The sequence below is a fragment of the Pedobacter sp. 05L430 genome, from assembly GCF_056397585.1.
Map to the genome: position 1 here is coordinate 50,448 of NZ_JBFTNT010000003.1, position 26,844 is coordinate 77,291.

21 protein-coding genes are annotated in these 26,844 nt (G+C 41.0%); 3 read left to right on the forward strand and 18 right to left on the reverse strand.

Features of this window, described 5'->3' with window-relative positions; all coding sequences use genetic code 11:
• Nucleotides 1-110: 110 nt before the first annotated feature.
• Genes AC1DG9_RS01740 through AC1DG9_RS01755 form a run of 4 tightly spaced genes read right to left on the reverse strand, consistent with a single transcriptional unit; the run spans nt 111 to nt 8,260 of the window.
• Complete coding sequence (locus AC1DG9_RS01740; protein WP_477634248.1) at nt 111-3,485, reverse strand: efflux RND transporter permease subunit; 3,375 nt, start codon at nt 3,483-3,485, stop codon at nt 111-113.
• 29 nt (nt 3,486-3,514) lie between these two features.
• Complete coding sequence (locus tag AC1DG9_RS01745; protein WP_337717995.1) at nt 3,515-4,615, reverse strand: efflux RND transporter periplasmic adaptor subunit; 1,101 nt, start codon at nt 4,613-4,615, stop codon at nt 3,515-3,517.
• A 17-nt stretch (nt 4,616-4,632) separates the two neighbouring features.
• Nucleotides 4,633-5,979, reverse strand: coding sequence for a TolC family protein (locus tag AC1DG9_RS01750; protein ID WP_172662076.1), 1,347 nt, complete (start codon nt 5,977-5,979; stop codon nt 4,633-4,635).
• A gap of 13 nt (nt 5,980-5,992) precedes the next feature.
• Entirely contained in the window at nt 5,993-8,260 is a 2,268-nt protein-coding gene (locus tag AC1DG9_RS01755) for an ATP-binding cassette domain-containing protein (protein ID WP_172662077.1), read from the reverse strand.
• A gap of 193 nt (nt 8,261-8,453) precedes the next feature.
• Between AC1DG9_RS01755 and AC1DG9_RS01760 the strand changes: the two genes are divergently transcribed.
• The gene (locus AC1DG9_RS01760) at nt 8,454-9,401 is read left to right on the forward strand and encodes a helix-turn-helix transcriptional regulator (protein WP_288883128.1); all 948 of its coding nucleotides are present in this window, start codon (nt 8,454-8,456) and stop codon (nt 9,399-9,401) included.
• Between the two features lie 37 nt (nt 9,402-9,438).
• Nucleotides 9,439-11,226, forward strand: a complete 1,788-nt coding sequence (locus tag AC1DG9_RS01765; protein ID WP_337717994.1) for an aminopeptidase P family protein — start codon at nt 9,439-9,441, stop codon at nt 11,224-11,226.
• 80 nt (nt 11,227-11,306) lie between these two features.
• On the opposite strand, the gene AC1DG9_RS01770 is transcribed toward AC1DG9_RS01765, so the two are convergent.
• The 14 genes from AC1DG9_RS01770 to AC1DG9_RS01835 form a co-directional block, all read right to left on the reverse strand.
• The gene (locus AC1DG9_RS01770) at nt 11,307-12,089 is read right to left on the reverse strand and encodes an SDR family oxidoreductase (RefSeq protein WP_337717992.1); all 783 of its coding nucleotides are present in this window, start codon (nt 12,087-12,089) and stop codon (nt 11,307-11,309) included.
• A 7-nt stretch (nt 12,090-12,096) separates the two neighbouring features.
• Nucleotides 12,097-12,930: an amidohydrolase family protein gene (locus AC1DG9_RS01775; protein ID WP_337717990.1), complete on the reverse strand. Its 834-nt coding sequence runs from the start codon at nt 12,928-12,930 to the stop codon at nt 12,097-12,099.
• On the reverse strand, nt 12,917-13,774 hold the full coding sequence (locus tag AC1DG9_RS01780) for a fumarylacetoacetate hydrolase family protein (protein ID WP_172662082.1): 858 nt from the start codon (nt 13,772-13,774) through the stop codon (nt 12,917-12,919). The genes AC1DG9_RS01775 and AC1DG9_RS01780 overlap by 14 nt, the downstream gene beginning before the upstream one ends.
• 28 nt (nt 13,775-13,802) lie before the next feature.
• A complete protein-coding gene (locus AC1DG9_RS01785) occupies nt 13,803-14,567 on the reverse strand; it encodes an SDR family NAD(P)-dependent oxidoreductase (RefSeq protein WP_288883122.1) in 765 nt (254 codons plus the stop codon).
• 10 nt (nt 14,568-14,577) lie between these two features.
• On the reverse strand, nt 14,578-16,236 hold the full coding sequence (locus AC1DG9_RS01790; protein ID WP_337717989.1) for a UxaA family hydrolase: 1,659 nt from the start codon (nt 16,234-16,236) through the stop codon (nt 14,578-14,580).
• Nucleotides 16,236-16,571 (reverse strand): L-rhamnose mutarotase, encoded by a 336-nt coding sequence (locus tag AC1DG9_RS01795; protein WP_048903458.1) that lies wholly within the window; start codon nt 16,569-16,571, stop codon nt 16,236-16,238. Before AC1DG9_RS01795 ends, AC1DG9_RS01790 begins: the two co-directional genes overlap by 1 nt.
• Nucleotides 16,572-16,597: 26 nt before the next feature.
• A complete protein-coding gene (fucP, locus tag AC1DG9_RS01800) occupies nt 16,598-17,848 on the reverse strand; it encodes an L-fucose:H+ symporter permease (RefSeq protein ID WP_172662085.1) in 1,251 nt (416 codons plus the stop codon).
• A 155-nt stretch (nt 17,849-18,003) separates the two neighbouring features.
• On the reverse strand, nt 18,004-20,142 hold the full coding sequence (locus AC1DG9_RS01805; RefSeq protein ID WP_288883119.1) for an alpha-L-fucosidase: 2,139 nt from the start codon (nt 20,140-20,142) through the stop codon (nt 18,004-18,006).
• A gap of 2 nt (nt 20,143-20,144) precedes the next feature.
• The gene (locus AC1DG9_RS01810) at nt 20,145-22,511 is read right to left on the reverse strand and encodes a PDZ domain-containing protein (protein WP_288883118.1); all 2,367 of its coding nucleotides are present in this window, start codon (nt 22,509-22,511) and stop codon (nt 20,145-20,147) included.
• Nucleotides 22,512-22,696: 185 nt separating this feature from the next.
• Nucleotides 22,697-23,545, reverse strand: coding sequence for a hypothetical protein (locus tag AC1DG9_RS01815; protein ID WP_288883116.1), 849 nt, complete (start codon nt 23,543-23,545; stop codon nt 22,697-22,699).
• A gap of 18 nt (nt 23,546-23,563) precedes the next feature.
• On the reverse strand, nt 23,564-23,941 hold the full coding sequence (locus AC1DG9_RS01820; RefSeq protein WP_288883114.1) for a GntR family transcriptional regulator: 378 nt from the start codon (nt 23,939-23,941) through the stop codon (nt 23,564-23,566).
• Nucleotides 23,942-23,958: 17 nt separating this feature from the next.
• Complete coding sequence (locus tag AC1DG9_RS01825; protein WP_477634249.1) at nt 23,959-24,792, reverse strand: hypothetical protein; 834 nt, start codon at nt 24,790-24,792, stop codon at nt 23,959-23,961.
• Nucleotides 24,793-24,798: 6 nt separating this feature from the next.
• Entirely contained in the window at nt 24,799-25,626 is an 828-nt protein-coding gene (locus AC1DG9_RS01830) for an ABC transporter ATP-binding protein (protein ID WP_288883111.1), read from the reverse strand.
• A gap of 175 nt (nt 25,627-25,801) precedes the next feature.
• The gene (locus AC1DG9_RS01835) at nt 25,802-26,029 is read right to left on the reverse strand and encodes a helix-turn-helix domain-containing protein (RefSeq protein WP_172662091.1); all 228 of its coding nucleotides are present in this window, start codon (nt 26,027-26,029) and stop codon (nt 25,802-25,804) included.
• A gap of 351 nt (nt 26,030-26,380) precedes the next feature.
• Between AC1DG9_RS01835 and AC1DG9_RS01840 the strand changes: the two genes are divergently transcribed.
• Nucleotides 26,381-26,844, forward strand: a 464-nt coding sequence (locus AC1DG9_RS01840; RefSeq protein ID WP_477634250.1) for an RNA polymerase sigma factor, incomplete at its 3' end; no start/stop codon positions are given.

Consider the following 26,844-nt stretch of genomic DNA (forward strand, 5'->3'; position numbering starts at 1 on the left):
AGGATAATCACGGGATTTCTCCTATCGTCGGAGATGATGGCATCTGCTTTAGCAGGAGACTGCGGCAAAGAGCGACCGCCTTATGGCGGCCGCTTTAAGAAGAACGAATGTTACTTTTTAAACCATTGCTTTATTTTCTTAGAATTTCTATCGGCGACCAAGTACATACATGGAACCAATACCAGGGTTAAGAAAGTGGCAAAACTCAAACCGAAGATAATGGTCCATGATAGTGGGCCCCAGAACGCTACGTTATCACCTCCAAAATAAAGGTGTGGGTTAAACTCAGTAAATAAAGTCACGAAGTCAAGGTTCAAACCTACTGCCAGCGGAATGAGGCCAAGCATAGTTGCGGTAGCGGTAAGTAATACCGGGGTCATCCGGGTACGGCCTGCTTCGATAACGGCCTCTCTTACTTCCATGCCCTGACTAACCATCAGGTCGGCAAATTCGACCAGCAGGATCCCATTCCGGACTACAATTCCCGCCAGGGCGACAATTCCCAGTCCCGTCATTACAATAGACAACTCCATTCCGAAGATGGTAACGCCCAGTAATACCCCAATAATGCTAAACAGGATCTCACTTAAAATAACAACCGGCTTACTAATGGAATTAAACTGCAGTACCAGGATAATGAGGATAATAAACAAAGCGCTGACTAAGGCTGTGCCTAAAAACGCAGCTGTTTCCATTTGCTCTTCCTGCTCACCGGCCATTTTTATTTCAATTCCGGCAGGTGCTTTAAATTCATTTATCTCCCGCTGAATATTTGCCACAACCTCGTTCGCATTGTATTCTGAAAGCACATTTGAGGAAAGAATTATGATTCTTTTTTGCTGCTTGCGTTTGATACCACCATAAGTATTGATATAATCTATATTTGCGAAAGATGATATAGGCACTTGCCTAATAACACCGTTCATTGCCATATCACGGTAGGTCACTTTCATGTTTCGTAAGGCTTCCAGGTTGTTCCTTTGATCTTCTCTTGCCCGAACATTGATCTCATAGTCTTCATTAATGTCCCTGTATTTAGAAACTTCCTTACCATAAAGTGCCGTACGCAATGCCATGCCAACCTGACCGGTTGAGATCCCTTCGCGATTGGCCCGTTCCCGATCGATATCAAAAATAATTTCGGGCTTGTTATTTTGAAAATCAGATTTAAGCTCTTCTACCCCGGCAATTTGCCTGCTATCCAGGTATTTTTTTAAGCGATCGGAAGTCACCGCAATGGAATCCAGGTTATCGCCCGTAATTTCTATACTGATTGGTTTGGCCGTTGGTGGCCCCCCTTGTTCCTGGGCTACCGAAATTTGTGCTCCAGGAATCCCTTTTACCRCTTCACGGATCTTGCCGAGGTAATTTACGGTGCGCTCTCCTGTTCTTTTGCCATAGGCCACAAAGGCTACTGTAACCTTCCCCTTGTTGGTATACTCGCCCTGGTCTTCGCCTTGCGGGTCGGTTACCCCTACAGTGACATTGGAGATTATTGAAGATACATCGGGATTCTTTTGGCCAACTACCTTTTCTACCCGCTGCTCAACCTTTTCGACTATTTTGTTGGTATAGGCCTGATCTGTACCCACCGGCAATTCAATATAGACATACACAAAGTTCGGGTCGGCAGTAGGGAAAAACACTACCCTTGGCGGCACAATGTTTACCAGAATCATGGTAAAGAAAAACAAGCCCACTGTACTCCAGATCATGGTACGCGGACGTTTAAGTGCCCAGGTAAGTAAACTATGATATTTATTTATTGCTTTTGGCCACACTACCGTCTGGAATTTCTTGATCACCCCTGTTAAGAAGAAGTGGTTTAGCAGGTATAACAAGGCAAGCAATATGATAAAGTTACCGAATCCGATATTGATGAGGTAGCCCAATAAGGCCATGCCTGCAAATACAAGCAGTGTCCGTTTTACTTTTCTGTCAAACCTTGGTTTCTGATCTTTATGATCATCATGCGGTTTCATAAAGTCGACTGCAAAAACCGGGTTAATAATGTATGCCACCACCAATGAGGCAGAAAGCGTTACAATAAGCGTAACCGGGAGGAAATACATGAACTCACCAATGATTCCGGGCCAGAATAGCAACGGGAAGAACGGTGCAAGGGTAGTTAAAGTTCCGGATAACACGGGCATAAAAACCTCGCCAGTGGCCGTTTTAGCAGCCTGCACAATAGGAACCCTTCCGTTATCAAAAATCCGGTGTGTATTCTCTACCACCACAATGGCATCATCCACCACAATACCCAGTCCGAGCAGGAAGGAGAACAGCACCATCATGTTCATGGTGAAATTAAAATCGAACACCCCCCCGAGAACGGGCATGGAGAGAAAGGCAATGAACATGGACAACGGGACGGACAGGGCAACAAACAGCGCATTTGTGACGCCCATAAAGAACATCAGGATCAGGGTAACTAAGATAAAACCGATGATGATGGTATTGATCAGGTCATGCAGGGTAATCCTGGTCTGATCAGATTGATCACCGGTAATGGTAATATCCAGTTTAGAAGGCAGTAAAGTGCCCTTCATTTCCTTTAGCATGGCATTGATCTTGTCAGACGCCTCAATCAGGTTTTCGCCACTGCGCTTGCGTACATTTAGCGTAATTACATTTTTTCCGTATAAGCGTGCATAGCTGTTTTGCTCTTTAAATGAATCTTTTACTTCGGCAATATCCTTTAAGTAAACCGAGCCTCCTGCCTGTGACTTGACAATCATATTGCCTAATTCCTCGGCATTTACGAACTCCTTTTTCACATTTAAGGTACGCTGCATGCCATCCATTTTCACTGAACCTCCTGATATGGTCAGGTTTTCGGCCTTTACTGAATTTCCGATATCGTCAAATGAGATTTGCGCCGACTCCATTTTACGGAGATCTACATTGATCTGGATCTCTGGCTCAAGGGCACCCACAATATCTACCCCGGCGATTTCTTTCAGTCCCTCTACCCTATCTTCAATATCATCGGCATACTCTTTTAGTTTTTTCAGGTCATAATCTCCGGAAATGTTGATGTACATAATGGGGAGGTCTGAGAGGTTGATATCCATAATTACCGGATCATCGGGTAAATCTGAAGGCAGGTCAGTTTTTGCTTTATCAACGGCATCCTTAACCCGCTGTTTTGCATCTTTGATATCGACCCCGGTATTAAATTCTGCGGTAATAAATGAGAAATCCTGAAAGGAGTTGGAGGTGATCTTTTTTAACCCAAGCGTACCCCTTATTTCCTTTTCGAGCTGCTTTGTAATCAGGTTCTCCATATTTGCAGGTGAAGTTCCCGGATATATGGTTTGCACGAATATTTTAGGAATTACAACTTCCGGAAAATTCTCTTTTGGCAAACTGTTGTAGGAAAAATACCCCGCCAGAATCAGGATACATGTAAACACATATATCGCTGTGCGGTTATCTATAGCCCAACTGGATGGACCGAATTCTTTATTGACGTCTTTCATATGATCGTAAGATTATCATGAATCTTTATTTATAGTTTTACGGAATCGCCATCGTTCAGATCCTGGAATCCTGTGGTAATCACTTTATCGCCGGATTTTAATCCGGTTAAGACCTCTGCCTGGCTATTGGATATTTTTCCTGTTTTGATATCTGTTTTTTTGGCTTTGCCGTTTATAGCTACAAAAACATATTCACCAGCTTCGGACTTTTGGATGGCATTGACCGGTACCGTTAGTGCCCTATCATTTTTATAATCTATAATTTTAAGAATGGCCAGCATATTTGGACGGTACTTTTTACTGGAAGGCAGCTTAACCTCTACATTAAAGCCTCTTGATATCGGATCAATAACTTTGGCGGCAAATGAGATTTTAGTATGCAGGTTCTCTGGCACATCGGGCAAAGATACCTCAACCTCATCTCCCTGGTTTACCCTGGCGGCATAGTTTTCTGAAACAAGGGCTTTCACTTTTAGTCGGCTTGCATTAACCACCCGAATGCCTGTAGGTGTTCCCGGCGCGACGGATTGCCCTAACTTAAGCTCCATGGCATCAACAGTACCCGAAACAGGACTTTTGATCTTATTCATTGCGGCCTGAGATTGCAAGCCCGACAATTGTTTTTGGAGGCCCTCTTTCTTGCTTTTTTCGGTAAGGTATTGAACCTCGGTACCAATTTTTTGATCCCAAAGGTTTTTCTGACGGTTGAAAACGGTAGTGGCCAGATCCAGCTGTGTTTGTAATTGTGCGATATTTTGGCGTAGCACTTTATCATCAATCTGTGCGAGTACCTGACCGCGGCTCACGCTTTGTCCGACTTTAACATAAATTGCAGTTACTGAACCAGGGGATTCGGGAGTGACCTCCACATTGTCTTCCGCATCCACCTTGCCCTGAACCTCAACGAAGTTCCTGAATTCGGTTTCCTTAAGTTCAGTAGCAGTTACATCTTTAGTATCTGCCTGACTTTTATTCTGACCAAGTTCTTTCTCGATCTGTTCAATTTTTCCGTTAAGAGAGGTACGGTCTTTTTTGAGTTGTTCAAGCTCTGCTTTTTTGTCCTTAGGTTTTTCTGATGATCCGCAGGAAGCCAGAAAGAGAACTAATGCGATGCTATATATTGTTTTCATGAGTTTATGTTGCTTGTTTAATAGTTAATTTTTCCTGTGGCTTTATCCAGATCCACTTTATTGATGAGCAGGTTATATAAAGCAGTGATGTAGTTGTTTTGCGCTTCCTTTTGAGAGGTCTCGGCAGTGGTAACTTCCAGGCTGGAACCTATTCCCTGTTCATATTTGATTCGGGTAACCCTGAGGATCTCTTCGGCAAGCTTTAAATTCCTTTCCTGATTTTCCAATGAGCGCTGGCTATTGGCGTACAGCTTTTGAGTGGTGGAGATTTCATTCACGATTCCATTTTTGAGGTCCTGCATCTGATTTTCGGTTTGCTTTACCACAAGCTTGGCGTTACGCAACTGATAAATCCGCTGACCTCCGTTGATCAGGTTCCATGAAAGGGTAAGACCAATTACCGATGTAGGGTAGTTCTGGTCGTACAGATTTGAGAAGTTATCGGACTGAAAACTTTTGGTAGCACTTGCAAAACCTTTTAGCGTAGGCAGGAAAGTACTTTTGTACCTTTTCACATCAAGCAGGTTTAACTTTTTCTGCGTTTCTAAAAGGGAATACTCAATTCTTGCCTTGTAGGCAGAGGTATCGGCCACTGCAGTCGAAACGGGTTGCGCGCGCACGTCACTGATCTTGTCGACAGGCTCAAGTGCAGCCGTTACCGGCATTCCCATCTGAAACTTAAGCAGATCGATATTGATAGATAGTGAGCGGGTAGCATTTTCGCGTTCCGTTTCGAGGTTATTCTTTAACACCAACAGCCGGTCGGCATCAATTTTTTCTGCAAAACCGTTTTTAAACATCGCCTCGGTATCGTTAAAGGATTTGGTGAGCTGTACCAAATTGGCATCGATAAGGGTTAACTGTTCCTTATTGACCAATACCGAATAGTAGGCTTTTGTAACGGCAACTACCGTTTCAATTTTAGTTCTTGTGCTGGTTCTGACAGACAGCTCCTTATAGGTTTTTGAAGCCTGCAGGCCTACAATATAAGTTCCATCGAAAAGGAGCTGATTCAGCTCTATTCCTGCCGAAGAATTATACTTTACACCGAACTTAACCGGAATTTGTGTGCCGGGCTGACCAAAGAACTCGCCCGGAAGCAAGCTTGTTGGCACTTTAAGGTAATCCTGAAAGTTAAAAGTAGTGGAGACCTGCGGCAAGCCGGTACCCACCGTTTTTTTAACATCATTTTTAGCTATTTCTTCATCAATCTGTGCGTTTAGCACGGCCGATTGGTGGTTTAGCGCATAATCTATGGCCTCTTTTAGGCTGAACTTATAATTCAGGGAATCAGTTACCTGAGCCTGAACCATTCCGCCGGCAAAAAAGAGGAGTAGTATTATGAGATAGATTTTGGTTTTCATAGGTATTTATCGCTTATAGGATTAATTGCTTYTCTTTATTGAGGTAATGCCCGGTTAATGAGCCGGGGTATTCCATTAATTCGGCAGGGGTTCCTGTAAAAATAACCTCTCCTCCTTTTCTGCCACCTTCCGGCCCCATATCAATGATCCAGTCGGCATTTTTGATCACGTCCAGATTATGTTCAATTACGATTACGGAATTCCCGATATCAACCAGGTGATTCATGATTTGCAGCAAATGTTCTACATCGGACATGTGTAATCCGGTGGTTGGCTCATCCAGTACATAAATGCTTCCTCTTTTGTGCAGGTTACTGGCTAGTTTAATGCGCTGGCACTCGCCACCGGATAGTGTACTAAGTGGCTGCCCGAGGGTTAAATAATCGAGCCCTACATCCAGTATGGCTTCTATTTTGCGTTTCAGTTCCTTCTTATCAAAAAAATCTACCGCTTCCTGTACAGTCATGGCCAGCACCTCGCTAATCGATTTGCCATTTAATCTATAGGCCAGTACTTCTTCTTTAAAGCGCTTGCCATTGCATATTTCGCATTCGGTTTTTACCGGCTCCAGAAAAGCAAGGTCTGTATAGATAAACCCCAGGCCCTGACAATTGGGGCAGGCTCCTTTTGAGTTGAAACTAAACAGGGAAGCGCTTACTCCATTTTGCTGGGCAAAGAGCCTGCGGATCTCGTCCATAATGCCAGTATAAGTAGCAGGATTAGATCGAATTGAGGTACTCACAGCAGTCTGATCAATAATGATTGCTTCGGGATATTGCTTTATAAACTCATGGTTAATGAGTGAGCTTTTACCAGATCCGGCTACCCCGGTTACCACCGTAAAAACCCCCGTTGGGATGGCTACAGTTAAATTTTTAAGGTTATGCAGTTTTGCGTTATGAACGGTAAGGGCTCCTTTGGCACTGCGATAGGAGGATTTTGCATAGTGCTGCCGGTTCATGCAGTTACCCGTTAAGGTGTCTGATTTCAACAACCCCTCTACTGTTCCATGGTACACGATTTCGCCTCCATGGGTTCCTGCATGAGGGCCGACATCTACCACATGGTCGGCAATCCGGATCACTTCAGGGTCATGCTCTACCACAAGAATGGTATTGCCTTTATCGCGAAGCTGCAATAAGAGCTCATTTAAACGGTGCACATCATGCTGATGCAGTCCTACACTCGGCTCATCGAAAATATAGATCATATCGGTAAGGCTGCTGCCAAGGTGCCTCACCATTTTAATGCGCTGAGATTCTCCGCCTGAAAGGCTGGCTGTCTCGCGGTCAAGGCTCAGGTACTCCAGACCGATATCTATTAAATGTTGTAAACGCATTATTAATGCGGAAGTCATGGTTTCAGCTATGGGATCATCTATTTTGGCAATGATCTTAATGAGCTCATCGACCTCAAGATTGGTGAGCTGAGCGATGTTATATCCGTTTATTCTGCAGCTTAATGCGGCCTGACTTAACCGTGTTCCTTTACATAAGGGGCAAGGTGCAAAAAGGATAAACCGTTCAAGGGTGCTCCGCATGGATTCGGACAGGATACTGGTATCGCGCTTGATGTACATGCGGTTAAACTTATCGACCAGTCCTTCAAAATTGACATTGAGTGGCACATTGTCTTTTTTAACCTGAAATTTCTTGCTTTTCCCATGTAGCAGGGTTTGCCACTCCTCCTGGGTATAATCTTGAAGCTTCTTATCGTTATCAAAAAATCCGGAATAGGCATAAGTGTTAAAATACCAGCTGCCTACCGAGAACATAGGGAATAGGATTGCGCCCTCGTTAAGTGATTTAGATTTATCGAGCAATTTATCCAGGTTCAGTTTTACCGTTTCTCCTAGGCCATTGCATTCGGGGCACATTCCGGCAGGATCGTTAAAGGAAAACGCGTTGGAATAGCCGATAAAAGGCTTGCCCACTCGTGAAAACAGGAGACGCAGTATGGAATAAATATCTGTTATGGTACCTACTGTAGATCTGGAATTACCTCCTAAACGTTTTTGATCGATCACAATTGCGGTAGAAAGGTTACTTATGGCGTCGGCATCAGGCTGGCTATGTTTTGGTAAGCGGTTTCGTATAAAAGTGGAGAAGGTTTCGTTGAGCTGTCTTTGGGCCTCCGCCCCGATGGTATCAAAAACAATAGAGGACTTGCCCGAGCCTGATACTCCGGTAAATACCGTAATTTTTCTTTTTGGAATCCGCAGCGAAATATTTTTGAGGTTATTCTCGCGGGCACCTTTGATCTCTATAAATTCTTGCTTCATCGGGATTTCGAATTATAGGTAAACGGGTTAATTATTTGGTTTATCAAAATTGCTCTGAAATGCGTTTACCTACCCCTTCTGGAAGGAGAATAAACCATGCGAAAAGGAATAATTTCCTGACTCCTTCTTTTAAAAAGTAAAATTTGACTAAATTCGTTCTAGTGAAGCGCCTTTAACATCATCTCCTAACCCTATGAACGACAATGAATTAAAAGCACCCCTTCTTTCAGATCTCTCAGAAACCTGCGAGTTGCACTATACTGACGAATTAGGTGCATCGGGCTATATGAACATCAGTGAAATAAAAATTGATGGCGCAGATATTTTTGCCGCGAGCTGCAAACAGGAGCATGAAATTACCATGCGCGAACAAACGGAAACGCCTACCCTAAACATGTATTTTTCGTTACAAGGGCAAAGTGCGGCATGGGAGGCGCAAAGCAAAGACAGGTATGTGCTGAATGACAATGAGCATGTGATTTCATTTATGCCAAGTTTTGATGGGTATTATGCATTGAGCAGTCCGGAGATCAAGAGCTTTGGTATTTCGCTGTATGAGCCTTTCTTTCGCAGGCTGTTTGCAACCGATATGGATTGTTTAAAGCGGTTCTGGGACAAGGTGGATGCCGGGAAAATGGCGGAAATCTCGAAACATGCCCTGCCGGTAACCTCTAAACAGCAACTGCTGATTAATGAAATGCAGCAATGTGTTTATTCAGGACATATGAAACAGCTGTTTTTTGAATCTAAAATTATTGAGCTTTTTCTGCTCCAGGCCGAACAGGCTGACAGTTTAGATGGGCAGAAACCCATTAAAATAGAACGCCATAATGTAGATAAGCTGCATGCTGCAAAACAGTTTGTACAGCAAAGGATGTTTGATCCATTAACCTTAAACGGAATTGCACGTGAGGCGGGACTAAATGAGTTTATGCTTAAGAAAGGCTTTAAAGAGCTGTTCGGATTAACTGTATTCGGGTATTTAAATGAACTGAAAATGAATTACGCCCGGCAGATGCTGTTAGATTCGAACTGTACCGTATATGAAGCTGCTTATACCATAGGGTATAATGAACCTTATAACTTCTCTAAAGCTTTTAAAAAGCATTTTGGATATTCACCCGGTGAGTTAAAAAGATAATTCCATAGATTTGTCGGATAACATAAAAAAGCTAGATATGACTTATCCGGAAAAACTGAGCGCGATACGTAAACAAATGCAAGCCGACAATGTACAGGCTTATATTATTCCATCTGCAGATCCACACATTAGCGAATACCTGCCRGACCATTATAAATGCATTCCTTTTACTTCCGGTTTTACCGGATCGGCGGGCACATTGGTAATAACAGCAGATTTTGCTGGTTTATGGGCCGACTTCCGTTATTTTGAGCAGGCTGCTGAACAATTGGAAAACAGTGGTTTTGAGCTGGTGAAACAAAAAGTTCAACATGCTCCTGAATACATTCAATGGCTTATTGAAAAGCTGGACAATGGCGCTGTAGTTGCCAGCAATGAGAAATTGCTATCGCTGCTTTTAGGAGACCTGTTTACACAACAGTTTTCGGTTAAGAACATCAGTTTGGCCAATAAAGATTATTTAAGCGCTATTTGGGAAAACAGACCTGAGCTGCCAAATCAAAGCGCATTTTTGATAGCGGAAAAGCATATCGGACAATCGGTAAGCAGTAAGCTTGCGGAAGTTCGTTCGGCACTAAGTAAACAAGGTGCGGCTTATCATTTAATTTCGTCGTTAGATGATATGGCCTGGTTGTTTAATATCCGCGGCAACGATGTGAGCTACAACCCCGTGGTTTTAAGTTTTGCATTAATTAACCAGGATCATGCTAAAATATTCATCAACCCTGATAAATTAACTGCTGATGATAAGGCTCAGTTGTTAAAAGAGGGTGTAGAGGTATTTGATTACGAAGAAATAGAGGATGCGTTAAAAAGGATTCCGGAGAACAGCTCCATATTCATTGATCCGAAACGCAACTGTTTTGCGTATTCAAAGTTGATTCCAAAAACGGTTAGGGTTATAAAAGACACCAACCCATCTACCCAGCTTAAAGCCATTAAAAACGAAACAGAACTGGCCAATACGCGTAATGCAATGGTTAAAGATGGTGTTGCGATTACCCGTTTCCTGAAATGGCTTTCGGAAAACATTGGAAAGACTTTAATTACTGAACTTTCTGCAGCTGCTGAATTGCGTAAGTTCAGAGCAGCCCAGGAAGGATTTGTTGGGGATAGTTTTAATACGATTAGTGCTTATAAAGCACATGGAGCCCTGCCTCATTATGGAGCATCTGAGCAGAGCAATTCGGAAGTAAAGGCCGAAGGGTTGTTCCTGGTAGATTCTGGTGGCCAGTATTTTTATGGAACAACGGATATTACCCGTACCATCCCAATGGGAAACAATACGGAAGAAGAACAAATGGATTATACGCTGGTATTAAAAGGAATGATTGACGGATGTAAATCGCGCTTTCCAAAAGGTACTTGTGGCTATCAGATTGATGCAATAACGCGCAAACCATTATGGGATTATGCGCTTAACTATGGGCATGGAACCGGACATGGTGTTGGTTATTTTTTAAATGTACATGAAGGCCCCCAGGTATTTAACCCAACTGCAACGCCCGTTGCTATTGAACTTGGAATGATCACTTCTGTTGAGCCTGGGATTTACCGTCCGGGGAAACATGGTATCAGAATTGAAAACCTGGTAAACACCATTAAGGATGTAAGCAATGAGTTTAATGAATTTTATGCTTTTGAGTGTTTAACTATTGCGCCGATAAGCACTAAGATTGTTAAAAAGGATTTACTGGAACAAAATCAGATTGACTGGCTTAATGGTTATAATGCGCTGGTTTTTGAGAAACTTAGTCCGTTTTTGAATGAAGATGAGGTGGCCTGGCTGAAGGAAGAGACAAGGGAATTTAGTATTCTCAGCTAAATTTCAGGAAAAAATATTGGAGAGGAGAGGTAAAAAAAGAGAATGTGTTCCAGGAGGAGAAACACATTCTCTTTTTCTCTTTAGCTAACGGAACGGTCTAAATGAACATATCCGCCGTCAACATATACCAGTTGCCCTGTAGTATGGCTCGAGGCTTCTGACAGCAAAAACACGGTAGCGTTGGCTATTTCTTCGGCAGTTGTCATTCTGTTTCCCAATGGGATTTTAGCTTTAATAGAAGCCAGTTTTTCTTCAGAATTAGGGATTGAGCTGATCCATGTTTGATACAAAGGCGTATAACACTCTGATACGATCACAGAATTTACACGGATGCCATGCGGCAATAATTCAACCGCCCACTCTCTTGTAAGCGCATTTCTGCCCCCATTGGCTGCAGCATAGGCGGATGTACCACCCTGGCCAGTATCAGCAACTTTTGAGCCTATGTTAACAATAGCACCTTTTGATTTGATGAGTGATGGTAAGGCATGATGTGCCATTAAATAATAATGCACGATATTTTTATGTAAGCTCTCTATAAACTTTTCGTAGCTGCCGCTGGTTAAGCTAACCCCATCATTTACGCCCGCATTGTTCACCAATCCATCTATTCTACCGAACTTTTCCAACACCTGGGCTATAGCCTTCGCATTATCTTCCGGATTAGTTAGTTCAGCAACGACCTGAAATACTTTATCCCCGTTTGCGGCTATATCATCGGCCACTTTCAAATTATCGGCTTCGTTTCTTCCAATGATAACAGGAATGGCTCCTTCTTTGGCCAATACCCTTACAATGCCCTCGCCAATGCCTTTAGCACCACCTGTTACGATAATTACTTTATCTTTTAATTGCAGATCCATAGATTGCTTATTTCAAATTGTAAAATTTAGTTGCATTACCTCCCCAAAATAATGCTTGTTCGTTTTCTGAGAGTTTGGAAACATAGCCTTTAGCCAGATCTACTACCTGCCCGTAAGCCGCTGCAACCAGGCTCACCGGCCAGTCGGACCCGTACATCAACCTGTTTGTTCCAAAGGCTTCAAAAACCACATCAAGATATGGGGTAAAGTCTTCTTTTTTCCAGTATTTCCAATCTGCCTCAGTTACCAGACCGGATACTTTACAGTATACATTTTCATGAGCTGCCAGCTTTTGTATGTCAAGCGCCCAATCATCGATGTTTTTATTTTTAACATCCGGTTTAGCAATATGATCCAGTACAAAAGGCTGATCCGGAAATTTAGCTACCAGTTCGGCTGCATACTTTAACTGATCCGGAAAAACCAATATATCATACGTAAATCCGTAATCTTTTAACTTGCTTATTCCGTTAACAAAATCAGGTTTTAGCATTAGGGCACGGTCTGTTTCGCCTTGCAAAATATGCCTGAATCCCTTCATTTGAGGGTGCTCGCTTAAATCGGCAAGCTGCTCACTGATGTTTGCAGCCCTCAGATCGACCCAGCCGACTACGCCCTTAATAAAAGAGTGATCTTTGGCATTTTGCAGTTGAAAGGCATTCTCTGCAGCAGACTGATCTGCCTGGACCACCACGCAGCCATCGAAATTAAAGTGCTCAAGAACGGGTTGTAGATGCATTGGAAGAAAATCATCCTGCAGCACCGCCATATCATCTGTTATCCAGCTATCCCTTACTGCATTATATTTCCAGAAATGCTGATGAGAATCAATTCTTAACATAATTTTTAACCTGTTGTTTTGAGCTGCCAAGGCCATCTATGCCAAGTTCTACAACATCACCTTCTTTAAGATAAACAGGAGGATTAAACCCTAATCCAACACCTGCCGGTGTTCCGGTAGAAATTACATCACCAGGTAACAAAGTCATGAACTGACTAACATATGAAATTACAAAAGGCACGTTAAATATAAAGTTGGAAGTATTTCCATCCTGCATTATTTTACCGTTTACGCTAAGCCAAAGTCTAAGGTTATCGACGTCAGCAATTTCATCCTGTGTGGCAAGGAATGGACCTAAAGGTGCAAAAGTATCGCAACCTTTTCCTTTGTCCCAGGTTCCGTTTCTTTCGATCTGGAACTCACGCTCTGATACATCGTTATGTAAAACGTAACCTGCAACATAATCAAGGGCATCAGCCTCATCAACGTAAGATGCTTTTTTTCCGATTACCACTGCCAGCTCAACTTCCCAATCTGTTTTTACAGAATTTTTAGGGATCACAATATCATCAAAAGGCCCTACCATAGCAGTAGATGACTTCATAAAAATAACAGGTTCAGGTGGTATTGGTGCGTTGGTTTCCTTTGCATGGTCGGCATAGTTTAATCCTATACAAACTATTTTTGAAGGACGCGCTACTGGTGAACCTAAACGTGTGCCTGCCGGAATTGTGGCCAATTTACCCTCATTTGCTTTAACAAATGCATCCAGTCTGGCTAATCCGTTATCATTAAAAAATTTTTCATTATAGTCCTCGCCAAAGGCCGAGGTATCATACCAAATATCGTTTATAATAACGCCGGTTTTTTCCTGATCGGCTGCTCCCCATCTGATTAATTTCATTGATATCTATTTATTTTAAAAACTCAAATTAGTTATTTAATTTAACAAATCCTCCATCTAAAGGATAGTCGTTTCCAGTTACAAAACCAGCTTCGTCTGAGCATAAGTATAATGCCAGAGAAGCTACTTCCTCTGGTTTACCCATGCGGCCTATTGGCTGACTTTTAGATAGCTTTTCAAAAACTGCTTCTTCTTGACCTGCATAGTTTTTGGCAATAAAGCCATCCACAAAAGGCGTATGTACCCGTGCAGGTGAAATGCTGTTACATCTGATGCCATCGGCCATATAATCGCGCGCGACAGAGAGCGTCATGGCATAAATTGCGCCTTTACTCATAGAATAAGCAAACCTGTCGGTAATGCCAACCAACGCAGCGATAGAAGCCATATTAAGGATTACTGCTGAACTGCTTTTTTTCAATGCCGGGATTGCCGCATATAAGCAATTATAAGCCCCTTTAACATTTACATTAAAGATCTTAGTGAAATCATCTTCACTGGTGGTCTCCAGTTTTCCTACATGGGCAATACCAGCGTTATTGATCAGGATATCTATATTTCCAATTTTGTTAAAGATATCGATTACCTGAGCCTGGTTACTTACATCACAGCTGTAGCCTATTGCGTTTCCGCCTGCTTTAGTGATCTCATCTATTGTATTTGAGGCCGCTTCTGAGTTGAGTTCTATGATATGAACCAAAGCCCCTTGTTTTGCAAAAAGAACAGATATTGCCCTGCCGATTCCGCTTCCTCCGCCTGTAATAATTGCTGATTTTCCTTTTAAACTGAACATGCTTACCTTATTATAATGAAACGCCTCTTTTCCATGGGATGAAGTCATCCTGATTTAACAATACTGCTTTAGGTGTGATTTCGCCACTTGCAGCTTTGATGCAATATTCAAGAATCTCTTCGCCCATTTCCTCAATGGTTTTTTCGCCACGAATGATTGCGCCAGTGTCTATATCAATGATGTCGCCCATTCTGCTGGTCAGGGCTGTGTTTGTTGCTATTTTAATTACCGGACAAACAGGATTTCCTGTTGGCGTACCTAAACCTGTGGTAAACAAGATCAATGTAGCACCACTAGCCGCTTTTCCCGTTGTCGCCTCGACATCATTTCCAGGAGTACATACCAGGCTTAATCCTGGTTTGGTTACCGGCTCAGTATAATCCAAAACGTCAACTACAGGAGAAGTACCTGCTTTTTTAGCCGCTCCGGTACTTTTGATGGCATCGGTAATTAAACCATCCTTAATATTCCCGGGTGATGGGTTCATATGAAATCCGGAACCTACTGCATGGGCCTGGGCATCATACTCCTGCATTAACCTGATAAATTTTTCGGCCGTTGGTTTATCTACACACCTGTCGATTATATTTTGTTCTGCACCGCATAGTTCCGGAAATTCTGCCAACAGTACCTTGGCTCCAAGTGCAACCAAAAGATCAGAGGTATAGCCCACTGAAGGGTTAGCAGAAATACCACTGAACCCATCGCTACCACCACATTTAACCCCAACACACAGCTTACTAAGCGGCGCAGGGCTTCTTTCTATTTTATTGATTTCAGTTAAACCTTCAAACGTTTTAAGAATGGCATCCTTTATCAATTGCTCTTCGCTCTGGCTTTGCTGCTGTTCAAAAATCAAAACCTTTTTATTGAATGTAGGGTTGCGTTCTTTGATATCGTCTAGCAAACTTTGTGTTTGCAGGTGCTGACAACCAAGACTAAGCACAGTTATCCCTGCTACGTTTGGATGATCCGCGTAAGCAGCTAACAGATTACTTAACAGATCTGCATCCTGGCGCGTGCCCCCGCAACCACCCTGATGATTAAGGAATTTTATACCATCAACATTTTTGAATACTCTTTTTTTAGTTGCCTGAGCAGATGCTAGACTATCTACATTAAAGGAATCTATTGATTCGCCGTCCTGATAAGCAGTAAGCAACTGATCTGTAAACTGTTTGTACTTATCGGTTACATTATAACCCAGGGTATTGTATAATGATTCTTTTATCACATCCATATTCCTGTTTTCGCAGAAAACTGTAGGAATAAACAACCAGTAATTTGCTGTTCCGACTTTACCATCCTGACGGTGATATCCGTTGAATGTTCTGTTTTGAAACTTTGATACGTCAGGAGCCTGCCATTGGTAATTTACATTTCTGTATGCATAATCCTGAGAGGCATGATGAACATTTTCGGTAGTCATTAACCCTCCCTGAGGAATAAAAGCAGTTGCTTTGCCAACCAATACGCCATACATTAAAACATCCTCGCCAATTGCCCTATCCGTTATGAAAAACTTATGCTTGGCGTGTACATCATCCTTTAAATCGAATGTTAAGTTATTCCATTCAATTTTTTGTCCTTTTGATAGATCCTGCAAGGCTACCAGAACATTATCATCTGGATGTATTTGCAGGAAACTTTTATTAGTTATTATTGACATTATGCTTTTAATTCAAATATTTTATCCATCATCACCCATTTCTCACCAGGTTTAGCACCCGGGATTGCCTGTTGATATTTCCACATTAATTTCTCCCACTCCTGTACCTTTTCATTTGAGGCATCCATGGCTCCCTTCTTTTCAAAGCTAAATTTACCATTTACTTCCATAATCATAAACAGCCTATTGCCATATCTGTAAATTTCCATTGTATCGATTCCGGCAGAGGTGATGCTCTCCTGAATTTCGGGCCATACCTGCTGATGCATTACTTCGTATTCTTTGATCAGATCAGGATCATTTACCAGATCAAGCGCTAAACAATATCTTTTCATTTTATATATTTTCTAAGGTTTTAATACTATGTTCTTTTAACAACCTTATGCCCGGTTACACCAAATAGAAATACAACGGCGAAGCATATTAATGGCACGATATAACCTATCTGAATATCGGCTATATCAGCAACGTAACCCATTGCCGGAGGCAATATTGCGCCACCAACGATGGACATGATGATCAGACTGCTTCCAAATTTTGTGTCTTTTCCAAGATCCTTTATACCCAGAGAGAAGATAGTTGGGAACATGATGGACATGAAGAATGCAATTCCGATAACAACAAATAATGATATGGTGCCATGAGTTACTATTGCGAGAACGCAAAGTACCATGCTGGCTACAGCATAAATAGCCAATAACCGCTCTGCTTTAATAAATTTCATAAGGAAAGTACCAAGTACCCTCCCAATCAGGAAGGCTAGGCCCATGCCTATACCTGCATAACCAGCTGCCTTTTGCTGATCTATTTCGGCAGCTTTGGTAGCATACAGAATAAAAAAGCTAAACACACACACCTGAGCACCTACGTAAAAGAACTGTGCAAGAACAGCCCATCTTAGGTGTTTATGCTTAAGCGCATCCAATAAGGTATGGTCAGTTGCTTTGTCGCCCGGTTCTTCTGTCTCCACAATTTCCGGTAATTTCAGAAAGACAAAGATGATTGCTATGACCAGAATAATGCTCCCCAGCACCAGGTATGGTGTTTTTACTGATGAAGCTTCTGATGCCAAAGCAAATTCCCTTGCAGAGGCAGTCATTTTACTTAACTTCTCATCAGATATCCCTTCTATTAAAATAATTTTAGCACCGATTATAGGAGCAGCCGTTGCTGCAAGTCCATTAAATGATTGCGCAAAATTCAGTCGAAAAGTTGCCGTTTCAGGAGGGCCAAGCAAGGATGCATAAGGATTGGCCGCTGTTTCCAGGATGGTTAGTCCGCATGCTATGATAAATAGTGCCCCCAAAAAGAATACATAAGCTTGCGTATTTGCAGCCGGTATGAATAAAAACGATCCTATGGCAAACAATGCAAGCCCCAGAATTATCCCCGTTTTATAACCATACTTTTTCATAATGAATCCCGCTGGGAGTGCCATTACAAAATAAGCGATGAACACTGCAGAATCAACCAGAGATGCCTCTAAAGTACTTAAACTAAAAGACCTTTTTAAATGGGGAATAAGTATTGGATCTAGGTTATGTACAAAACCCCACATAAAAAACAGGGAGGTAATCATAATAAACGGAAAAAGATATTTGTTTTTAGTCATCTGGTTTAATTTTTTGGTTAATCAAAGAACGCGTTTTTTGAAGTGATTTATTTTATCATTTTATCTTATTATTAAACTATTTTGGCAAATAAAGTGTCTATTACCCTTGTTATGCAGCTCAATTTGCAAAATGCCATAATGAAGATTTTGATTTATTATCTGATTTCGATTCGTGCGTTGAATAGTCCGATAGTAGTGTGTGGAGARAGCGGTTTATGCAATTGCCAGCTAAGGGGATAATACTTGCCCTTTTGAACAGCTACAGGCTTCAGTTCCTGACGGTAAATGGTTTGACTTACATTGTTATCTAAGCTCATTACATTCACCTTTTTAAATCCATTGTAATACTTAACAATAAGCTGGTTTGCTCCCTTTTTAAGCGGCAATAAAATCACATCTTTCAACTGTTTATCTTTAAAAGGATTATTATGTTCTGCCAGCACTTTCCCGTTCAGTGTTACTGTTACTCCGTCCCCACTGGTTATGCCAACCAGATAAGGTTGATCTTTAGCTGAAGTTATTTCTTGCAAAAGGTAGGTTGCCGAGTTTCTGTCGGCTTCTATTTCGTAGGTCACATTATTTTTCAGTTCTCCCTTTTTCTCCCATGTTCCACCATTTGAATCTGGCCATGGCTTGCTTACATCTACATTAGTCAGATTGCCATGTACACCACCTACCCCAGAATAAAGCGGCCCTGTTTGGTAAATATCACCCCATTTAATGGTGGAAGGATCGTTCTTCAACTTTTCTGCGCCAGTTCCATTTAAGGTTATTGCGGTGGCTTTACCATTCAGCTCTACATCTATAACCTTTCCTTTTTCTTCATCCGTATAATAGATTGCAGGAACAAGGTTTCCGGTTTTTGAAGGACTAATTGTCCATGATTCCTTTACTGTGCTCTGATAGCGGTTATTGTAATCAATACCTGAGCTGCTGTAATGCTTAAAGGCATTGTGCGAGTCAAGAATTAAAGGTGCTTTAGTGAAAGCGATGATATTTGCAGGAGGTACTGAATAACCATTAACAAATTCTATTGCAATTACTTTAAACTCTTTGCTGATGTCTAAACCTTCTGGCACATTAATTTTTACACCTGAAGCATTTTGGGAGAATTTCGCTTTTTTATCCTCTCCAAGAACGTATGCATCTTTAATTTTCCCGGTAAGGCCTGGAAGTGTAATCACTCCGTTTTCAGGAGCTGAAAGCAGGTGCAGATAAATTTTATCAGGTCTGCTCGTTAGGCTTCCCCATTTGAATGAAATGTGAAAAGGGTCTGGATCTGTTCCATAAATGGCTTCTTTATTTTTATCGAGCCATTTACCGATGCTTAATAAAACATCCTTTTCGAAATCAACTACAGAACCATCGCCCTTTGGGCCGATGTTTAGAAGGAAGTTTCCGCCACGACTTGCAACTCTGATTAAACTGGTGAGTTTCTCGCGCATTTTTTCTTCTTCGCTCCCTCTCACCTGCCATGAACGATAGCTCCATGTTTCGTCGAAGAAAGACGCAGGAGATTGCCAGGGCACTCCGATAGCATAATCTGGCTCCTGGTTGTCGCCCATTACGTTAAAGTCGCCCATATCATTCCCGATTCTGCTTCCGATCATACAATTTGGCTGAAGCTTATGAACCAGGTCTCTAAGGTCTTTGCTTTCATTAGCATTTTGGGAGCCCATATCAAACCACAGTTCAGAAACGGGGCCATAATTACTTAGCAATTCTGTAATCTGCTTTTTATTGTATTCCACATGTTCGGGGGTAATATAATCTGAATTGCTGCTCGAGATTGGAGAAGCCTGAGGGAAATGCCAGTCGATTAGCGAGAAATATAAACCAAATCTTAACCCACCACGCTTACAGGCGTCGGAAAGCTCTTTTACAATATCCCTTTTGAACGGGGTGGCATCAACCACGTTAAAATCTGTAGTATTTGTTTTAAACATACAAAACCCATCGTGATGCTTTGAAGTGATTACCAGAGAGCGCATGCCGGCTTTTTTTGCCAGGGCAACAATAGAATCGGCATTCCAGTTTTGGGGATTAAACCTTTTAGCAACATCTGCGTAAGTATCACTATAAATACCCGCGTGCGCCTGAATCTGTTCACTTAATCCTTTGGTTACCGGCTTACCTTCCCATACGCCACCCAATACAGAGTAGATTCCGTAGTGAATGAACATGGAATATTTTTGATCCTGCCATTCCCTTAATGCTTTAGGATCGTGCTGTCCAAAAACAAGGGTTTTGCAGAAAAGTAATAATGCAAATAAAATGATTGTTTTGTGTTTCATGTTTATTTAAGTGGTTTATCCAGGGTGATCTTTTGTGTATTCTGACTTCTAAAAATAGATATTTCGACAGTTTTATCTGACTTATTTTGCTGCTGCAGGGCAACCAGATCTGCTACTTTATATGTGGTCTTTTGCTTAAAGGAAAGTATGACATCATTGGCTTTTAACACTCCGGCAAAGGGGCTGTTGGCGTGAACGCTAAGCACCAGAACTCCTATTTCTTCGGGCATTCCTGTTGCAGAACGTTCTCCTAATGTTTCGAGATTTTTAATCTGTAAGCCGAACCATTCGGTTGATTCACTCGTAGTTACCCCTTCGATTCCTTTAAGTACCGGAATCGGGGCTTTTTTCGCTAGCTTACGTAAAGCAGGAGAGGTTACCCCGAATTGATCTGTAGGAAAGCTTTTAAAGCCTACAGTAAGTGCTTTAGAAGTGCTTTTAACGCTGTAATCGCCAATAGCCGGGTTTAAAAATTCGGGGTTACCAAAGGTAGAATGCTGATCGGTACCAGCCTTTTGCGATTTCTCTAATGAGGCTTTATCTGCAAAGAAATTATAGTCGATTTCCTTGCCCCAAAAATTAATTCCGATTGGGTAATAGTTCCTGGTGATGATGTTATGCTTAAATACATCACCACTATTTTCAAACCATACATGCGGGTGGAAGGAGTTGTTTAAAACAATGTTATTCTCTACTGTTCTATAAAAGCCTTCGCGAAGTTTTAAACCCCCGTTTAAGCAAACATTATTGTAGATGTGGTAATTGCTTGATCCATCGTCCAGATCAATATCCCATCCATGTTCACAATGAAACCTGTTATCATGTAATGTAATGGTATTAATAACATCGGCAGTAATTAATGCAGGATTGTCTTTAGCGATCTTATTCATTACCGGAACATTAGCATTCCAATATCTATCTCTGCCCCATGAATTAAACGCCCCGTGATCACCAGATTCCAAAACAGTATTAAAGACGTCGTTAAAAGAAATTTCATGACCACCCCATGTTCCCTCACTAATGTTTATACCTGCTCTTGGAACATCATAAATGGTATTGTGGGTAGCAGTAATACTCATAGACATGGAGATYTGTACGCCGGCGACCTGTTTTTCAACTTGTCCCAATCCGTACATCAATGTATTTTCGACAGTGCAATTTGCGGGATAGTTATTTGTTTTTGGTCCGCGAACGGTATCAATTTCATTTACCGGAACAAACTGAGCGTATTCAAAACTTGGAGACCGGACTGCTTTGGGATCGCCAACAAAACAAACCCCACTTGCGCCTGCGTAGGCTATGTGGCAACCGGAGATTTTATTATCTCTATTATAGTTACTTAAAAATACTGCGTTGCCGCCAACATGGTTAAAGAAACAAGATCTGATCTGGCAAGACTTCGCACCTTCCATTAAAACTGCTCCTCCTCTGTATATTGTCCAGTCGCTGCGCAATAACGGCTCTTTGGTTTCCATAAACGTTCTAAGCGTATGTGTAAGCTCAAGACCTTCGATGCTTATATTGGTAACTGGAATTTCTTCCGATCCTTTGAATTCAAAAAGATGTTTTAGGCGTGGGATTTCTACTTTGGCCGTGGTAAGGTTCGCGCTCGATTCGGGATAATAATAAAGCAGCTTTTCATCTTTATTGTAGTACCATTCTCCTACGGTATCCAGTTCCTCAAATATATTTTCTACAAACCGATATTTATCGTGCATACCCATTTGTCTGTTATTCTGATAACCGCCCTCCATTTTCAATTTACCATCTACATCTTTTCCAGTGATTTGATATTGGTACCCGCCCCACTCAGCTTTATGCAAAGCATGAATGAATCCCCCTGCTGGATTTTTCCAGCTTGCAATGCGCTGAGGACTTAAGGCATCGGCCGAAGATCCGCCATAAAACCTTACAGCTGGATTATAGTTCGGGTATCTTGCCATGCGCTGCTGATGGCGGTTAATGAAAAGCTGGTCGAAAACATGTTCTTCACTGACTTTGGCTTTCATTATGTTTCCCTTGTAAGACTCCCATTTTAAGGTTAAAGGAGTGCCGCCACTAATGGTTACTTTTTCATTAGCATACGGCTTTATGGTTAGACCGGCATTTGCTTTTCTTGAATCCTCGAGGCTGAATACAACGGTTTCCGATAGATAGTATGTTCCGCTTCTAAGGTAGATGATAACTTTACCGGGTATGTTTCGTGCAGTTAGCTGAGCCTTTTTGATACTGGCAAAAGGCTTTTCTATAGATCCTGAATTCTTATCGCTGCCTTTTGGAGAAACATAAATATCCTTGCCGAAGGCATGACCAGCAATCAGCAATAAGGCAAACAGGAATGTGGACAAAGATTTCATCAGCTTTCTCATTAGGTTCATTTGGTTTCTCAAAGAAAGCGAATTACAATCTACAAAGTTTTCCGAAATTGTCTAAATATTAAGCGATTTTGGCATAACACCCCAGTTATAAGCCAAAATGAAGTAATAATAATAAAGCCAGCCGCAAAATGCGGCTGGTTTTAGATTATGGCTAAAGTGCGCGTTTAAGACTGCTGCTATTTTATCATTTTTTTCAAATAGGCCATTGGTATTTTAATCATGGTCTCATCAGATAGGTTTCCAGAAACGTTGTTCAATTTCATGTCTGTTAAATTCACATCTACTTTACCAGAAGTGTTTAATGTCAATTGTTTTATACCAAACTGGGTCTTACCTTGTTCATCACCGAAGATGTTTARTTCTGATCTACCTGATGCCTTTACATTTAGGGAATCGAAAGATTTCATTTCAGATTTAAAGCGTGAAGATTTTAAATCCAGGTTCAGGGTTTTTACTCCTTCTCCAATCAGTACTAAATCATTAACTTTTTCTTCAAAAAGGTCCAAGTGACTGACATTAAAATCTTTATCTAAATTCAGTAAAAACACATTCTTGGCATTTAATCGTAGCGGCGCTTCACTGTTTTTAAAATTCACCGTAATTGCATCCAAGTCCGATAGATTTAATTCCTCGATTTTTGGCGCATAAACGTAGATAGCAATTGGATATTTTATTTCTTGATGGTCCCCCTTTATGATAATGTGAAGTTGCTCATTTTCATCGACACTCATTGAAACAAAATCTTTATATACTTCAGAGACCTTTGCACCATGGGCTGCATCATTCACCAGATTCAAGTACCATGATTTATTTGCTCGCCCTCTCACGCTTATTGATTTAAAGGCTTTGCTCTTGAGAGTAACAAATCCATCCGAAGGGGTGTTAAAGTTTGCATTGGCCGTTTCTTGCGCTTTAATTTGTTCCGGGAACTTATAGTCTTTATTTATGGTATACGCCATTATTGTTAATGGTATGATAAACATTAACAATACAAATATAATGAGTAACTTATTACTTGTTTTCATTTGAATAAATTTTGGTTTTTAAGGATTAGTAAATGTTTCTTTTACAAATTTCTGGTAGCGCACTTCCAGTTCATCGAAGCCAATATCAAGAAGGTAAAGATTTCTGAAAAATACAGGAAGCTCTTCGTCCATAAACTGGATTTTACTGTAAATTTTTATCTGCTTAATGGCATCTTCAGCAATAAAAAAACCAATTCCCCGCTTATTGCTTAGAATATTCTTATTCTGTAAGAGCTCATAAGTTCTCATTACCGTATTTGGATTGACTTCAAGCGATACTGCCAGTTCTCTCACAGAGGGCACTTTATCTTCGCTTTTCCATTTTCCAAGCAAAATATGTTCACAAACGTAATCCCCTATTTGAAGGTATATCGCCTTATTCTCTCTAAATTCCATGTTTGTGTTGTTAAAAATTAAACTTCTTTTTCTTTTACCCTGAAAAAGGTAACGCACCAGAGAAAGACCGTTACGGCTGTTATACCTACCATGGCGTATATGAAAAATTCACTATGGGCTGAACTAAATCCGAAATTTGCCGAATCCTGCATCTTGTCTCTTGTCATCCAGTTTGCTGTTTGGATCAAGGTATAAATAAGCGCCGTTAAAAAGAGCATTACCACAACAGCAGTTTTGATGTAATGAAACCGATTAAAATAAACCGAACCCAACAGAAAAATACTGGTGATCATGAACGGCACAACAACCATGGATTTTATCTCATCATGCTCAAAAAAATCGTTAAAAAAAGACCTTGCACTCACAATACCTGTTTTGGGTGTTGGATGAACTCCGGAAGTCCAACTAAAAGTAATTGTACCAATCGTCTTATCAATATATTTTACAAACGCCAAATCTGTTATATAAAAGACAAGTAAAAAGCTAAACACACTGAAGATGCCAGTATAAAAGATGCTGCAAAGCCATTTTTCTAATATAGAGGCAGGAGTCATCAATTCGATAATGGCTTTCGGTTTTTGCCCTAATAAGGAAAAATAACCACTAGCTATAACACTAATAAAAATGAATCCMAACGTCAGGAACAATGGAATTCTAAAAGACAAGTATAAAAACCCCTCTGAATTATATCTGTACCCTTTCTCCGCTTCAGGGTCTGGCAAATTCCAGGCGTAAAAAAGGATAAGCACGCCCACAACCACCAATAGGCTGATCAGGTATATTTTGCCAAACTCAAGCCATTGTCTTTTTACCAATAACCCAAAACGATTGAAATTAAATGAGTTGTTCATAGCGCGTTAATTAAAAATGGGTTTTAGTTTTTTCTTTTCTGCAATCACTGCATTGAATAGCAGCTCAATATCCATCTTGCTATCTTCCTGATGAAAGTTCGGAACTACTGCGTTATATCCCGATAATGCCGGCTCAGCATAGATCACAGTTTCATCCAACTCCTTCATCTTTTTAAAAGTGAGTTTTTGGGTAATTTCTTCAATAGATGCCTTTAATGAGATTGTACTCTCATCCAACATGATCACCGTATCAATTAAATTATCAAGATCACGTACCTGATGGGTTGATATCACAATGCAACGATCGTCAGTTAAAGCAGAGGCCATCACCTTACGGAATTGCGCCTTTGAAGGGATGTCCAAGCCATTTGTTGGCTCATCCATGATCACCAGTTTAGCCTGGGTGGCCAGGCCAAAGGCAATAATAAATTTCTTTTTTTGTCCATAGGACATATTTACCAGCTTATTGCTAATCGGAATGTTAAATTCCTCTAATAACACATTCAAATAAGCATAGTCAAATTTCTTATAAAAGGGAGCATTTGCCTTTATATAAGCATCAATTTTGATTGATGGGAGGTARAACTCCTCAGGAATAAAACAAATGTCAGCTAATAGTTCAGGTTCTCTTTTCGCGGGATCAAATCCCATCACTTTTAAAGATCCACTTTGTGCATATACCAAACCTGCTATATTTTTTAATAGACTGGATTTCCCTGCACCGTTTTTTCCTAGTAAGCCGTAGATATGACCAGCACTGAGCTGCATACTCATGTCTTTAAAAAGCAAATTATGCTTACTGTAACCAAAATTAAGATTGTTAATTGTTATCATTACTACTGTATTAGTTAAATAATACACTAATGTATAATGTAATTTTATGATATCCTAATAATTAGGAAAATAAATTCAGGATTAAAATTTAAAGCTTAAAAGACGAATCTGAGAAAGCAGCAATAAACTATACAGCTACACCAGTTGCAGTCGTCAACAATACCGCATTTTATTATTAACCAAAATCCAGAAGATCTTTTGGGTTTATATCTAAGCCTTTTGCCAGCTCAACGATGGTAGAGAGTTGAACATTTAGTTTCCCATTCTCTATTTTGGATATTTTGCTATCATCAAGATCACAACGAGTAGCTAAAGCCCGCAAACTAAGTCCCTTACTCAAACGAATTTTCTGTAAATGCGCGCCGAAACTTACTTGTAAGTCAGAATAGTTTTTTTTGGGCATGTGCTTTTTATCAAGCAAGTAAAATCCCTATATAAAATAAAAATATTGCGGACTTAAATGACCGCATTTAGAAAATTTTTGATTATCTTAGTCACATGAATTAAAATATGTAATGCTATTTTTGTAATTCTTCTTAAAAAACTGGAAGCATTACACTAGAGTCTTGATCTGGAAAACTGGTAATTTAATAGACCCAAGACGACGGTGAAGATGCTCACGCTAAATGGCGTGGGCTCTTTTTATCGTGGTCAAGGGTATACCAGTACCTCCAGATCGATAAATTGAGCTTCACGTCATTTTGCGTTATCTCCCTTTATGACTCATATTAATTGTTAACTAACTATTATTAATATGAACTTTACCAGTTGTAAGATCAAAGACGAACACCGTAATTTCCTCAAATTCAGTCAGGGTGATGAAAAGGGCCTGGAGTACTTCTACAACCGCCTCTACCCTTCTTTATTCTATAAGAGAAGTCGGTACATTAAAGATGATACCAATGCCGCCAGCATCGTCAGCGAAGCCTTTCTGCGTCTCTGGCTAATTCGGAACAGCATCACAGACCCCAACCACATTGAAACCTTCTTGAGTGACACCACCATCGAAGCCTGCAAATCCTATTACAGAACTTCCAGTCACAATTTCCAGCGGAATATGCTTCGGCTAGATGAGATCGAAAACTACCAGGAATTCATGGGAGGCCATGATCCTGAAGAGGAATTGGATCCCGATGACATTTTCTATCAGGAAGAACTTGATGAACGCTTAAAACTGCAGTGGCAGCAAGTTGAGGCGGTCATCCCCAATCTGACTGA